Origin of the sequence: Virgibacillus oceani, from assembly GCF_014638995.1 — a bacterium.
GTDB classification, from domain to species: domain Bacteria; phylum Bacillota; class Bacilli; order Bacillales; family Amphibacillaceae; genus Virgibacillus_E; species Virgibacillus_E oceani.
The window spans coordinates 53,850-65,814 of record NZ_BMFR01000017.1 but is presented as its reverse complement, the minus strand read 5'-3'; the positions used below and the strand labels follow the sequence as shown (position 1 = coordinate 65,814).

General features: G+C 38.6%; 14 protein-coding genes. 4 read left to right on the top strand and 10 right to left on the bottom strand.

Annotated elements, in window-relative coordinates; all coding sequences use genetic code 11:
- A partial coding sequence (locus tag IEV74_RS19790) for a hypothetical protein (protein ID WP_229683220.1) occupies positions 1-380 on the top strand: 380 nt, incomplete at its 5' end.
- Here the strand turns inward: IEV74_RS19790 and IEV74_RS16215 are convergent.
- On the bottom strand, positions 345-566 hold the full coding sequence (locus IEV74_RS16215; RefSeq protein ID WP_188456413.1) for a hypothetical protein: 222 nt from the start codon (positions 564-566) through the stop codon (positions 345-347). The two genes, IEV74_RS19790 and IEV74_RS16215, sit on opposite strands and share 36 nt — an antisense overlap.
- A gap of 347 nt (positions 567-913) precedes the next feature.
- Between IEV74_RS16215 and pdaB the strand changes: the two genes are divergently transcribed.
- A complete protein-coding gene (pdaB, locus tag IEV74_RS16210; protein ID WP_188456412.1) occupies positions 914-1,675 on the top strand; it encodes a polysaccharide deacetylase family sporulation protein PdaB in 762 nt (253 codons plus the stop codon).
- Between the two features lie 60 nt (positions 1,676-1,735).
- Here pdaB and IEV74_RS16205 read toward each other — a convergent pair whose 3' ends face one another.
- A complete protein-coding gene (locus IEV74_RS16205; RefSeq protein ID WP_188456411.1) occupies positions 1,736-2,383 on the bottom strand; it encodes a KinB-signaling pathway activation protein in 648 nt (215 codons plus the stop codon).
- A gap of 465 nt (positions 2,384-2,848) precedes the next feature.
- Between IEV74_RS16205 and gerD the strand changes: the two genes are divergently transcribed.
- Positions 2,849-3,499 (top strand): spore germination lipoprotein GerD, encoded by a 651-nt coding sequence (gene gerD, locus IEV74_RS16200; RefSeq protein WP_188456410.1) that lies wholly within the window; start codon positions 2,849-2,851, stop codon positions 3,497-3,499.
- Between the two features lie 75 nt (positions 3,500-3,574).
- Here the strand turns inward: gerD and salA are convergent, their stop codons facing one another.
- From salA to IEV74_RS16180, 4 genes are all read right to left on the bottom strand, one after another.
- Positions 3,575-4,633 carry an iron-sulfur carrier protein/transcriptional regulator SalA gene (salA, locus tag IEV74_RS16195; protein WP_188456415.1) on the bottom strand — a complete coding sequence of 353 codons (1,059 nt, stop codon included), beginning with the start codon at positions 4,631-4,633 and terminating at the stop codon, positions 3,575-3,577.
- A gap of 223 nt (positions 4,634-4,856) precedes the next feature.
- Positions 4,857-5,573: an N-acetylmuramoyl-L-alanine amidase CwlD gene (cwlD, locus tag IEV74_RS16190; RefSeq protein ID WP_188456409.1), complete on the bottom strand. Its 717-nt coding sequence runs from the start codon at positions 5,571-5,573 to the stop codon at positions 4,857-4,859.
- Between the two features lie 67 nt (positions 5,574-5,640).
- A complete protein-coding gene (locus IEV74_RS16185; protein ID WP_188456408.1) occupies positions 5,641-6,867 on the bottom strand; it encodes an efflux RND transporter periplasmic adaptor subunit in 1,227 nt (408 codons plus the stop codon).
- Positions 6,864-7,538, bottom strand: coding sequence for a hypothetical protein (locus IEV74_RS16180; protein WP_188456407.1), 675 nt, complete (start codon positions 7,536-7,538; stop codon positions 6,864-6,866). Before IEV74_RS16180 ends, IEV74_RS16185 begins: the two co-directional genes overlap by 4 nt.
- 786 nt (positions 7,539-8,324) lie before the next feature.
- Between IEV74_RS16180 and IEV74_RS16175 the strand changes: the two genes are divergently transcribed.
- Positions 8,325-8,747, top strand: a complete 423-nt coding sequence (locus IEV74_RS16175) for a DoxX family protein (RefSeq protein WP_188456406.1) — start codon at positions 8,325-8,327, stop codon at positions 8,745-8,747.
- A gap of 962 nt (positions 8,748-9,709) precedes the next feature.
- Here IEV74_RS16175 and rpsI read toward each other — a convergent pair.
- The 4 genes from rpsI to truA form a co-directional block, all read right to left on the bottom strand.
- The gene (gene rpsI / locus IEV74_RS16170; RefSeq protein WP_099156764.1) at positions 9,710-10,102 is read right to left on the bottom strand and encodes a 30S ribosomal protein S9; all 393 of its coding nucleotides are present in this window, start codon (positions 10,100-10,102) and stop codon (positions 9,710-9,712) included.
- Positions 10,103-10,121: 19 nt separating this feature from the next.
- On the bottom strand, positions 10,122-10,559 hold the full coding sequence (gene rplM, locus IEV74_RS16165) for a 50S ribosomal protein L13 (protein ID WP_188456405.1): 438 nt from the start codon (positions 10,557-10,559) through the stop codon (positions 10,122-10,124).
- A gap of 184 nt (positions 10,560-10,743) precedes the next feature.
- A complete protein-coding gene (locus tag IEV74_RS16160; protein ID WP_188456404.1) occupies positions 10,744-11,085 on the bottom strand; it encodes a hypothetical protein in 342 nt (113 codons plus the stop codon).
- Between the two features lie 79 nt (positions 11,086-11,164).
- Positions 11,165-11,911 (bottom strand): tRNA pseudouridine(38-40) synthase TruA, encoded by a 747-nt coding sequence (truA, locus tag IEV74_RS16155; RefSeq protein WP_188456403.1) that lies wholly within the window; start codon positions 11,909-11,911, stop codon positions 11,165-11,167.
- Positions 11,912-11,965 lie beyond the last annotated feature (54 nt).

The following is an 11,965-nucleotide window of genomic DNA, read 5'->3' as shown; positions in this document are numbered from 1 at the left end:
TTAATCTGTTTTATTCGAAAAACATGAATGTTTTTCTTGACATACTGGTTGTTTTGTTCAGTTTTCAAAGATCAATTTTTCTTTTGTCGTTTTTAGCGACAAGATATAATTTATCATGGTTGCCATCAATTGTCAATAGGTTTTTCAAAAGAAAAAAATCTTTTTCGCCAACCCAAAACTTTTTAATAAATCATGTGACAACAAAAATTAATATAGCACAAAATTTACTTGAATTCAACAAAATATGGCAAAAAAGCATTTCAAGAAATATTTACCTTATTCACGTATATTCCAGCGACAATGAAAATGCCGCAGCATTGGTGGCTGCGGCACATAAAACACCTTTACTGATTTTTCGTCCGTTTCGGCATGTACTTTAAACATTCCTTCTCATCCGCTACACGACGGAACAATTGAAATAGCGTCCGGTACCTTTCACGCATTGCCCTCTTTACCATATGATCGATCCGGTGATCTTCCAAATCCATTAATAATTCCTCTAATTCACGTCTCAATAAATATTCCATTTCTTTTTGTTCCATATCATTAATTAATAATCCTAGCATAACAATCACCTCTTACCTTCTTCAGCTAATCCGTCGACTCAGTATTCCTCTATTTTTATCTATTTAAAATTCTATACGTTATACACTTACATCACATTGATTCGTAACAACTATCGAATTTTGTCGGTTGAAATCGAAATCATAGTTTACATATATAATACATGAACGACAAGAATTATGTAGGCAAATAGACTTTTTCCCTTTTTTCCTGGTTTTCCATCCATTTTCCAGCACTTTTTTAAGTTTCTTTTTATCCTGTCCACTTCAGCTGTTTTTATCCTAAAGCTTGTTCATATTGTGTTTGTTCTTTCATAAACTATAGATATAGGACAAACAGGAGGGGGACAATGGAACATTTTTATGTATGGCGATTCGATAAATGGAAACGATGGTTGATTGTTATTTTAGTCGCATTGTTTACTGCCACATTTTTCTGGTTGGAACGTGATGGTGCATTTTCCGTCTTTTCATCTGAGGAAGAACCAGTTGCATTATCTAAAGGGAACGCGAATGAAGCTAATATTGCATTAACATTTAATATTAGCTGGGGAGAAGAGAAAGTGTTTGATATTTTAAAACAGCTTGAACAAGACCATGTACAAGCCACCTTTTTCGTCAGTGGCGAATGGGCAGAGAGACATCCGGAAATCATCGAAAAAATAACGAAAGCTGACCATGAACTTGGTATGCTTGGATATCGGTACAAAAGTTATCTTGAACAAGATATCGAGCAAGTAAGAAAGGATTTATTGCATGCACAAGAGGCATTTAAAAAGCTTGGGCTTAAGGATATCAATCTGCTGCGCCCGCCAAGTGGTCATTTTAACAAAGAAATTATCAAATTAGCCGAGGACATGGGATTTAAGGTGATTCATTGGAATATAAATCCGAACGATTGGAAAAACCCGGGGACAAATAATATAGTCGATACAGTTATGAAAAAAACGTCCAATGGAGACATTATTCTTTTACATGCATCCGATTCGGTTAAACAGACAGCCAATGCATTAAAAACAATTTTACCAGGACTAAAAAATAAAGGATTTCATTTCGTTTCCATGTCAGAACTGATCAATCAGGCACATGCAAAATCAGAACTAATAAAATAATACCCTAATGCAGGAGCATATTTCTTCTGTCATTAGGGTAAAGTAAAATGAATATGAATATTATTTGGTTGAACCCGCACTAGCAGGGTTATTTTTTTTGCCATTTGCAGCCTTTTCAGTATCCGTCTTCGTAATACGATGCAGCACAAGCAGCTGATAGGTATTACATGCCAATAAAGGCACTATCATCAACCATGCATAATCCGTTCCACTAGTACGCAGACCTGGGACCCATTCTACCGCCGTCATTACAACCATTAAAAATAATGCCGGAATGAATGCACGTTGATTCGTTTGACTCGCTTTTATTTTTGCAATTATCCATCCGTAGATGAGTATCGCCGCTGCCATAACAATGTACAAAATAAGCGAGCCTTCTCCATCTGCTGCGTTATATGGAAAATACACTAAATCAAACGCTACAAATGCGATTAGCAATACTTGTACTGTTGGCCAAAATGTACGAAAAAGGCCCAAACCGAACTGATTTATAAACAAATAAGCAAAAAAGCCGGTTTGACTTACCAGGCTAAATACAAACCCTAACCCCATAAAAAATATGAGCAAACCTAACAATTCCATAAAATCAAAGGGATTTAACCATTTTGTATAGGAAGCCGTTTTCACAAAAAAACTGGTAATAATTCCAGCCGCTCCACCAATTGCTAAGGTTGTTAAAAACAGCCTTACCCATTTACGACTATTCAATCTTAATTCCTCCTGCCATAAAAGCTATGTATACCTGAACAAAAGCACAAGTGCCCGTTTAGCGACGTGTGGACTGCACCCTGGGACTGCGCTTACTCGTCCCACCGAAAAGATTTGCCATGCAGGGTGGTTCGGTGTTGCCACGCAAAGTGGCGGTTTTAACCGAACATTCCTACCACAGTAGATAAAGGAAACTCGGGTGAGCTTAAGCATAGATGTTGACCTTATCGTACGGAGGTGAGGGAAGTTCATCACGGCTTTAGCGCTGGTGCTGGACGTGGCTTACCATGTCGCTAGCTGAACAGCGCTAGATTTTATACTTCCTTTACTTATAAGAAAGTATTCTTGGGCGCTAAATTACATTCAATGGTATTCTACCACGAACAAGCGCTTTTTTCCTTAATGAAGTGCATATTTTTATCTTTTTTCTCTCATATTAAACATGTACAGGAAGGAGGATTTCAGATGCTTCGATTCGTTCTCATTTCATTGGCAAGCTTAACCTTACTCACTCTCAGTGCATGTAATGGACAAAGCGCAGCTGGTGAAAAAGCAGATTATGATACAACGAAAAAAATGGTTGTTGATATATTGCAAACAGAAGATGGAAAAAAGGCACTTACAGAAATACTGTCCGATGAAAAAATGAAACAACAGCTCGTCATACAGGCAGATGTCGTTAAAAAATCCTTAAATGAAGTTCTTGCCTCTGATAAAGGTAAGGAAATGTGGAAAAAGCTATTTAGTGATCCGGAATTTGTTAAGACCTATGCAAAATCTATGTCAGATGAGCAAAAGAAACTGATGAAGGAATTAATGAATGATTCGGATTTTCAAAAGCAAATGCTCGACCTATTACAGAACCCCGAAATCTCCGACCAAATTCTTGAAGTATTAAAGGGACAAAAATTCCGTGCCCATTTAGAAGAAACAATAAAACAAACGCTTGAAACACCATTATTCCAAGCAAAAATTACTGATATATTGTTAAAAGCAGCAGAAGAACAGGGAAAACAAAAAGATGGAGGAAAAGCTGAACAAAGCGGTGGCGGCGACCAGCAGCAACAAGGTCAAGGCCAAAGTGGACAAGGTCAAGGCGGTGGCGGAACCGGTTGAGGTTAGCAAACATTTTCTGCAAAAAAATAGGCGATTGCTTATTAAAAATAGAGGTGACAATTGCCACCTCTGTTTTTACTCTTCCACTTTTGCTACAATTTTAGCAGCTATCTTATGGTATTCCTTACCAAGTGGATGATCCTCTTGATAAACAGAAGGTGCAAAGACATCTTCATCCTCATAAGGCTGCTGCAATGGAAGCTGGCCAAGCACTTGCGTTTTTAATACTTCAGCAAGCTTTTTGCCGCCTCCTTGTCCAAAGACATGTTCTTTTTCGCCAGTTTTCTTACTTTCAAAATAAGCCATGTTTTCAACGACACCCAATATTTTATGGTTAGTTTTTAAGGCCATTTGTCCAGCACGCGCCGCGACAAATGCAGCTGTTGGATGCGGTGTTGTTACGATAACTTCTTTACATGATGGAAGCATCTCATGAACATCCATTGCGATATCTCCTGTACCAGGTGGCAGGTCAAGCAATAAATAGTCTAATTCGCCCCATTCTACTTCTTTAAAGAAGCTGGTTAGCATTTTACCAAGCATTGGCCCGCGCCAAATAATAGGTGAATTATCTTCAACAAAAAAGCCCATTGAAATTACTTTTACACCAAAGCGTTCAACCGGAATAATTTTTTCCCCGCGGACGACAGGTCGTTCTTCCACGCCCATCATATCCGGGATACTGAAACCATATATATCTGCATCAATGATTCCGACTTTTTTACCAAGCCGCATTAACGACATCGCCAAGTTAACTGTAACGGTAGACTTTCCTACTCCACCTTTACCACTAGCGACAGCGATAAATTTCGTCTTTGAATTTCCGCCCATCAATGATGCTTCTTGCTCCTGTTCCGCAGCAGGCTGATATTTTTGAATAACCTCATCAGGTAATTGTTCAAAACGCAACCCAACAGTTGTTGCACCATTTTTCTTTAATACCCCAACAATCTCTTGCTGAAGCTGCATTTGTTCAGCAGTATTGGTTTTACCAATTCCTACCTTGACACTTACATGCTTTTTGTCTTCCTTAATCGTAACTTCTTTTACACCGTTAGTTTCTTCTAACGTTCTATGTAAAAACGGATCCTTAACCGTGCTTAGCAATTGTACAACTTCTTCTTTTGTTAACACGTGATTCACCATCCCTTTCCTAGCATCCTGGAATAGTATCATTACACTAGTTCCACTATAAATACATCCAAAGCTAGTATAACACAAATCACGCAAAACCTAAGTGATATGAATCACGAATCTAAAGCTTAGGGCCTGCCTAGCAGCGGCAAGTGTAAACAAGGTACAGCAGAACGCATAAATCTTGCTTTCGGAGTCCGTTGCGTACGACTCAAGCCGCTTCCTACTCTTCCTCCATATCATCCGTAACATAACGTAATATCCCCTCGTAAATACTGCCCGCCATCTTGAACTGATAATCATCCTGTTTCAGCAATTCACGTTCATGTACATTTGACAAAAAGCCTATTTCAACTAAAGCACCCGGGACTTCAGCATGTTTCAAAAGATAAATACCATTAATCGCCAATGCCTCGCGTGTTGTATTCTCCAAATTACGGATGACCTCTGCTTGAATCATTTTCGCCAAATGCTTGCTTTCTTCAAATTTAGGATAATAAAATGTCTGTGCACCACTCCAGCGAGTAGAAGGAAGCGCATTTAAGTGTACTGTAACAAAAAAGTCCGCTTGTTTTTCATCAATAAATGCAAGACGCCTGCGGATATCCTCTGCTTTTCTTCGGGCCAATCCAGCTGTATCCTTTTCCGCCAAATCAGTGTCCTTATTTCTCGTAAGGTATACTAAAGCACCTGCTTGCTGCAAATAATTTTGAAGCTTTTTCGATACCTTTAATGCAATATCCTTTTCCTGCGTTTTATCACTGCCAACAGCTCCCCCATCAGGGCCGCCATGGCCAGGATCAATGACAATGGTTTTACCAGAAAGTGGTAGTGACCATGTTTTCCATGTACTCTCACTTTTTTGAATAGGATATTGCACAAGTACCGCTAAAACAATTAATCCAACTACCCAATATATTTTTTTCCTGACACGCCCCATTGCATCCGCCCCTTATTGTTGTTCTGCTTTATTTTATGGGACGAGATGTAGGTTTATGACAAGCTATTTATCTTGATAATATTCCAGTAACGATATTTTCTGCCCTGCCCTTATCCTTTGATCTAAAGATTGAGCTCCAATGAATTTTGCCTAGTTTTAACGGTGTAATAAAAATTGCCTCAGAGCGAAATTGATTATCGGATGCCTCGGCAACCCATTCGCCTGGATCCGCTCCCTTTGTAATTTCGGTCCTGTTGTTCATGTGAATACCGGTTTCTATTTCCTGTTTATGCAGCCTTCCATCTTCGGTCATCTTCCATAAATAATTGCCAAACAACGCTTCCTCTACAGCAGCCGTAGCATCTAAAGATTCATTTGTCGTTATGGCTATAGTTGTATGGAAGCCGGGCAGTAAATTTTCTGTTTCGGCATCCTCTGAAAATACTGCACTGAATGAATATACACTGGTACCGTTTATAGCTACTTCTTCTTTTGGTAATTCACTAACTTCATTAATGGACCCAGAAATAGCTGTTTGACCTTCTTTTATCGTTACCTCTGCAGCCATCCCTTGTTCAACTTGCAGCCGCTCCTGTTCTGTTAGCTCACCTATTGCGTGCAACTGTGCATCCTGGATGGTGATGATAGGATCGTTCAGCGCTTGGGAAAGCATGGAAACTTTACCTGCATATGCACTTTCAACCGTTATCAATTCCCCGCTTGCATCAAGCTCTGTTAACTGTGATTGAATACTTTTAAGCTGCGCGGTCTTTTGTGCCAACTCTTTTTCCTTCTCTGCAAGGTACTGCTTTTTCATATACTCAGATTCGACTGAGGGAAGTGTTGTTTCGCCGATTTGCTTCCCATCGTCATCGTTAATATGTAAATTTATTTGCGGGACCTGAAACGCTGACATGGTAGAGATAGCCATTTCAATTGCGGCTATTTCACCACTTACTTTTTCTTCTTCACTTTTTAATGCTAATTTTGTTTCATAATAGTTATTAGCCCGATACGTAAAAAGTTCATCCCCAGCATTTACTTGTGTACCTTCTTCAACTAAAAACTCCTGAAACGTACCGAGCTCTTTGTCAAAATAAACATTGTTTTCTTTTACCGAAGAAAGAACACCATCCTTGTTCATTTTTACATACATATCGGTTGTAACCGTTTCTGACCAATCTTTTACATATGATTTCCTGTCTACCTTTCCATCTTTATCGAACACTACCAATGCAATGTTTACGGCTACGAAAAGAGCAATACAAGAAATTATAATTCTCCTGCGCTTCATTCAAACCACCCACTTATCAAATAAACATCAACAAAGGCTAATCCGGATACGACAATCCAATAAACTATATGTAAAAAAATAACACTAACCCATATCCAATTCTTTTTAACCGCGGATAGGCTGCTTAAATATTTCACCTGGAACCATATGATTCCTAATTGAAAAAGGGAGATTGCTCCGAAAAAATAGATCAGCCATGAAGCATCTGTGAAGTAGGATGCTATGATTCCAAATGACAATGGTGAAACATACCAATCCAATCCCCACCAGAGCATAAGCGGAATCCATACTATTCGTTCAACAAGCATTGCTAGAATTACAAGCTGCTGCATAATAATTAGTTTCTGATAAGGGATGCCTGTTATAGCGTAATAGATAAGTGATGGGATAAACAATAGTAAAATAGTAAATACAATTGCAAATAGCATTCTTCCGACAACAAACCACAATTTACTTCGCTCGTATTCTGACGCGCCCCAGTCTGTTGCATTACCAGAGATAATGTCGGTTCCTATTCCCAAATAAGCCGACCATGCATAAATAAGCACACTGAATAATAGCAGCAATGCACTTATCTTCCAAACATTCTTTAGTTTTTCAGCCTTCTGTATTCGAAATAAATGATCGTCCATGTTGAAGAGCATTTTGACTAAGTTAATGTAATAGGTCATTCGCTACATCCTTTTCTATGTAAACCCTTCATTTTGTAATGATGAATTAATTTTAACGTAATATTCGATAAAATTCTATCATTTTTGTATATTTTTAATACAAAGGGAATTTTATCCTATTATCATCTTTTGGAATGGTACTGATTTTTTATATATCAAAAGACCTTTAACTATACTGCCAGTTATAATATGGAGTATAGTTAAGGTCTTTTGATAATGGGGTTTATTCAAGTTAAGCGAAGGGCTCTTCTCATAAATTGAGATTAATTTTGCTTTACTTACTTTCATTAATATTGGAGACATTACTGGAATACATACTATAAGGTTCGATCGCCTGGTTGAACTGACCTCTGTATGGACTTGCCAGAAAATGTTTAGATGAATATTAGTGAAGATGAAGAAGTGCTACGGCGAATTGACCATTTAGAAATATGTACTTACGTTAGATTTATTAATGTACCGCATGATGGTATTAATCCGTTCAAAATTTTATAGGAACCTCCTAAACAGTATCATTTTTTGACACGGTTTACATTTATTATAAATTTACCAAATGAAAAGTTAAGTCATTTGATCAATAAAAAAAGGAGGATTTTGATTATGGAAGATTTTAATTTAAAACAAAAAGAAAGCTTTACAGTTTTAGGTATCGGAATGGACTTGGTTTTTGTTGAAATGTGGATTCCTGTTGTTAGGAAATAAAAGGAGATATCCTTTAAACATTTAGAAGGTTTGCGACTTTAAATAAATTTTCACTTGAAACAAACAATGAGGAGGAAAAATCAAATGAACAAGGTTATTGGTGCGGAAACAACCGCGAAGGTAGAAACCCAAATCCAAGGAAAATTGATTGCATATTGGTCAGTCACATTACTACTCGCGGTATCCATTACGTTAAGTGGTATCGGACAACTGATGCGAATTGGGGGAAACGTTGAGTTGGTGACGAGTATTGGATATCCATTATACATCACGACTATTCTCGGAAATTGGAAGATACTTGGAGTCATCGCTATCATCGTGCCACGTTTTCCTAGACTTAAAGAATGGGCTCATGCTGGACTCTTCTTTTTAATGACTGGTGCGGCTTTATCTCATGCTTTAGCTGACGATTTTGGTGATTACGGGTTCCATTTTATCCTCCCTCTTTCATACGCTGCACTCAATATCGCTTCATGGGCGCTGCGTCCGGAGAGCCGTAAACTATAAAGATGGATGGAAATGAAGCCCGTTACTTTATGAAAGAAGAACGTGCTATTACATTTGCGGCCAATTCAATTCCAGATTAGACGGAAAGCAGGAATTAGATATTGTCTTCTTGTCCTCAGATTTGAGTTTTCCACCTTACTAAGCCAGACAAGAGAGCAATTCCTTTTCCTGCCCCCCCTCATCAAACCGTACGTGAGGTTTTCCCTCATACGGCTACCGAAAAGTTTGTTAAAGCTTGAAATGTCTAGCGATGTTGTTTGGCATAGGTAAGGATTAGGTTATATTGCATTAACAGTCCCTATTGTCAACATTGGCATTAATTCTAATTCCTGAATTGCGCTTAATGCAATATATCTTTACAAACCTTTTTCAAAAATTACTTTTAGTTATCCACGATTATCGCTATATGTCCATCAATACCATTTTTATAATGAACGTATGGTGCCATTTATTTTTTGCTTTGAACGAGCCTACAGCCTTTATCTTTTTAGTACAGATGTTGTTCATTCTTTAACTTTGAAGCAATAACTTAATTTCTATAGTTTTCATCAATACTACTATACAAGCTGACAGGTTTATGCTAGTAAACAATTTATACCCTAAAACTTCCCCTTTTCCTATTCCCATGGATTTTTATCTTATATATATTTTAACATAAAATATCGAATTGTCTTTTTATTTGTAGAAGTTCTTATGTTCACGAATTCCGGCATACACATGACAGTTTGTTGTTTGCAGCCGTGCTTCTATCAAGATGTCCAATACCGACTCAGCCACACTGATATTCAAACCACAATGGATATTTACACTCATATGACCGATGAAGCGAAGGAGAAAACAGCCGAGATGTTCAAAAAATACATGAAATTTTAGATTGGGGTATTCAATTCAAGATTAGACATGAAAAAGCCCTCTTTGCTCCATAAGAGCAAAGAGGGCAAACCTTTGATATATAAGGTTTATTAACGTTTTGAGAACTGTGGTGCACGACGAGCGCCTTTAAGACCGTATTTTTTACGTTCCTTCATGCGGGCGTCGCGAGTTAGGTATCCTTCGCGTTTTAGAGAACCGCGATATTCTGGATCCGCTTGTAGAAGTGCACGAGCGATACCGTGGCGGATAGCACCAGCTTGGCCAGTAAATCCTCCACCATGAACGTTTACTAACACATCGTATGTGCCTTCTGTTTCAGTAGCCGCAAGTGGCTGATTTAAAATTAATAGTTGTGTTTCATATGGAAAATAGTCTTTAGCTTCACGATCATTAATGACTACACGACCTGTTCCTGGAACTAAGCGTACGCGTGCAGTTGAACTTTTACGACGACCTGTGCCGTAGTATTGTACTTGTGCCAATTGATTTACCTCCTTTTAATTATCCACGAAGCGTGTATTCTTCTGGTTTTTGTGCTTGATGGTTGTGTTCAGAACCTCTGTAAACGTGCAATTTTTTACCCATTTTACGGCCTAGTGGACCTTTAGGAAGCATGCCTTTAACAGCAAGCTCAAGCATTTGTTCAGGGTATTTTGTACGCATTTCGTTTGCATTGCGTTCTTTTAATCCGCCTGCATAGTTAGTATGACGGTAATACATTTTGTCATTAATTTTGTTACCTGTTAATTCTATTTTTTCAGCGTTGATAATAATTACATTATCACCTGTATCAGCGTGCGGTGTGTAAGTTGGTTTATGCTTACCACGAAGGATTGCAGCAACTTCACTCGCTAAACGACCTAGTCGCTTTCCTTCAGCATCCACAACGAGCCATTTGCGTTCAATATTGTTTTCATTCGCCATGAAAGTTGTGCGCATGATTGGTTTCCCTCCATTTTTCATAATTCGTTTCAATTCGTTATTCCTATATTTTCAACACAATTAGTTCCGGGGCTAATCGCGGTTTTAGAAATAAAATGCCATAGATCATAATATACCAAATAAGGGTATAATGTCAAGTCCAAGCGGAAAATATTAAAGCATTATTTCACGGGAAATATTGCTAGTTTCTGTATAAACACATAAATCCAGTAATAATTAAAATAATACCTGCTGGCTTCGTGACATTTGCAAGCAACAGCAGCCATATACCGCAAACGAGGAAGATTGCACCTGCTTTTTTGGCTTCATATTGCACTTTGAAAGCCATCCATATCACCAGGACAGAAGCAATTATCCGCGATAGTCCTGGAATAAAGTGTTTTAATACCCACTCATCGGCCAGCGAAAAGGTAAAATAAATGTATAAAAGGGAACAGAACAGCCCTAATATACCTCCAATTATGCCAAGTGTAAATTCCGCTTCTCGAGGCAGCAGCTTGACATCTTCATCAACACGTTTCATTGGTATCACCCCATTATGCCCTATTTTTTTAAATAGTAACACATGTATACCGTGAAAAGGTGCTAACTGCCAAAATTAGTCAACTTTTATACGTTACTTTCCATAAATACAGCCCCTGTGGTGGCACTGTTTCGCCTAGCAGCCTGCGATCCTTTTTTTCGAGCAGCTTAGCTATATCCAGTGGATTGCGCCTTCCTTGGCCAACATCCAGCATCGCCCCAACAATAATACGAACCATGTTGTACAAAAAGCCGCTTCCTCTGAAAATAAACTCAATTTCACTTCCCCGTTTTTCACAGGATGCCTGATAAAGCGTTCGTACCTTGCTTCCCTTGGTCGTTGCCTTTGCTGAGGAAAACGTGGTGAAGTCGTGCGTCCCTTCTAAATAACGACACGCCTCTTGCATTACCGATATATCCAGCGGGTATTGAAACTGATAGGCATAGTTTCGTTTGAACACATCCATTTCTTTTTCATTCCAAACGTAATAGCGATATTCCTTTTCAATTACATCATAACGTGCATGGAATGATTCTGGTACTGCTTCAACTGTGTTTACATATAGATCGCCGGGCAAAAGTGTATTAAGCGCTCTTTTCCAATTGTCCAGTGGTATTTGAAAAGGTGTTTCAAAATGAATTGTCTGTCCTTTTGCGTGTACCCCTGTATCGGTCCGTCCCGAGGGATGGATTCGGACGTGCTCACCCTTATGAATTTTTAGTAGCGCTTTTTCTAATTCACCATGGACAGTGCGTTTTTTAGGCTGGATTTGGAACCCCGAAAAGTTCGTACCATCATAGCTAACCTCACATTTAATCTTCCCCATCGTTCATCCACCCCCCTAAAAAAGGTTGTCATGGGACAAGGGGTCTGACCCCTT

What these genes read in the sequence shown, in the direction of transcription:
- cwlD (WP_188456409.1), bottom strand. Translation starts at nt 5,573, where the DNA reads ATGGGGCGTGTCAGGAAAAAAATATATTGGGTAGTTGGATTAATTGTT.
- IEV74_RS16180 (WP_188456407.1), bottom strand. Translation starts at nt 7,538, where the DNA reads ATGACCTATTACATTAACTTAGTCAAAATGCTCTTCAACATGGACGAT.
- truA (WP_188456403.1), bottom strand. Translation starts at nt 11,911, where the DNA reads ATGGGGAAGATTAAATGTGAGGTTAGCTATGATGGTACGAACTTTTCG.
- IEV74_RS16160 (WP_188456404.1), bottom strand. Translation starts at nt 11,085, where the DNA reads ATGAAACGTGTTGATGAAGATGTCAAGCTGCTGCCTCGAGAAGCGGAA.
- IEV74_RS16185 (WP_188456408.1), bottom strand. Translation starts at nt 6,867, where the DNA reads ATGAAGCGCAGGAGAATTATAATTTCTTGTATTGCTCTTTTCGTAGCC.
- IEV74_RS16215 (WP_188456413.1), bottom strand. Translation starts at nt 566, where the DNA reads ATGCTAGGATTATTAATTAATGATATGGAACAAAAAGAAATGGAATAT.
- IEV74_RS16175 (WP_188456406.1), top strand. Translation starts at nt 8,325, where the DNA reads ATGAACAAGGTTATTGGTGCGGAAACAACCGCGAAGGTAGAAACCCAA.
- pdaB (WP_188456412.1), top strand. Translation starts at nt 914, where the DNA reads ATGGAACATTTTTATGTATGGCGATTCGATAAATGGAAACGATGGTTG.
- gerD (WP_188456410.1), top strand. Translation starts at nt 2,849, where the DNA reads ATGCTTCGATTCGTTCTCATTTCATTGGCAAGCTTAACCTTACTCACT.
- rplM (WP_188456405.1), bottom strand. Translation starts at nt 10,559, where the DNA reads ATGCGCACAACTTTCATGGCGAATGAAAACAATATTGAACGCAAATGG.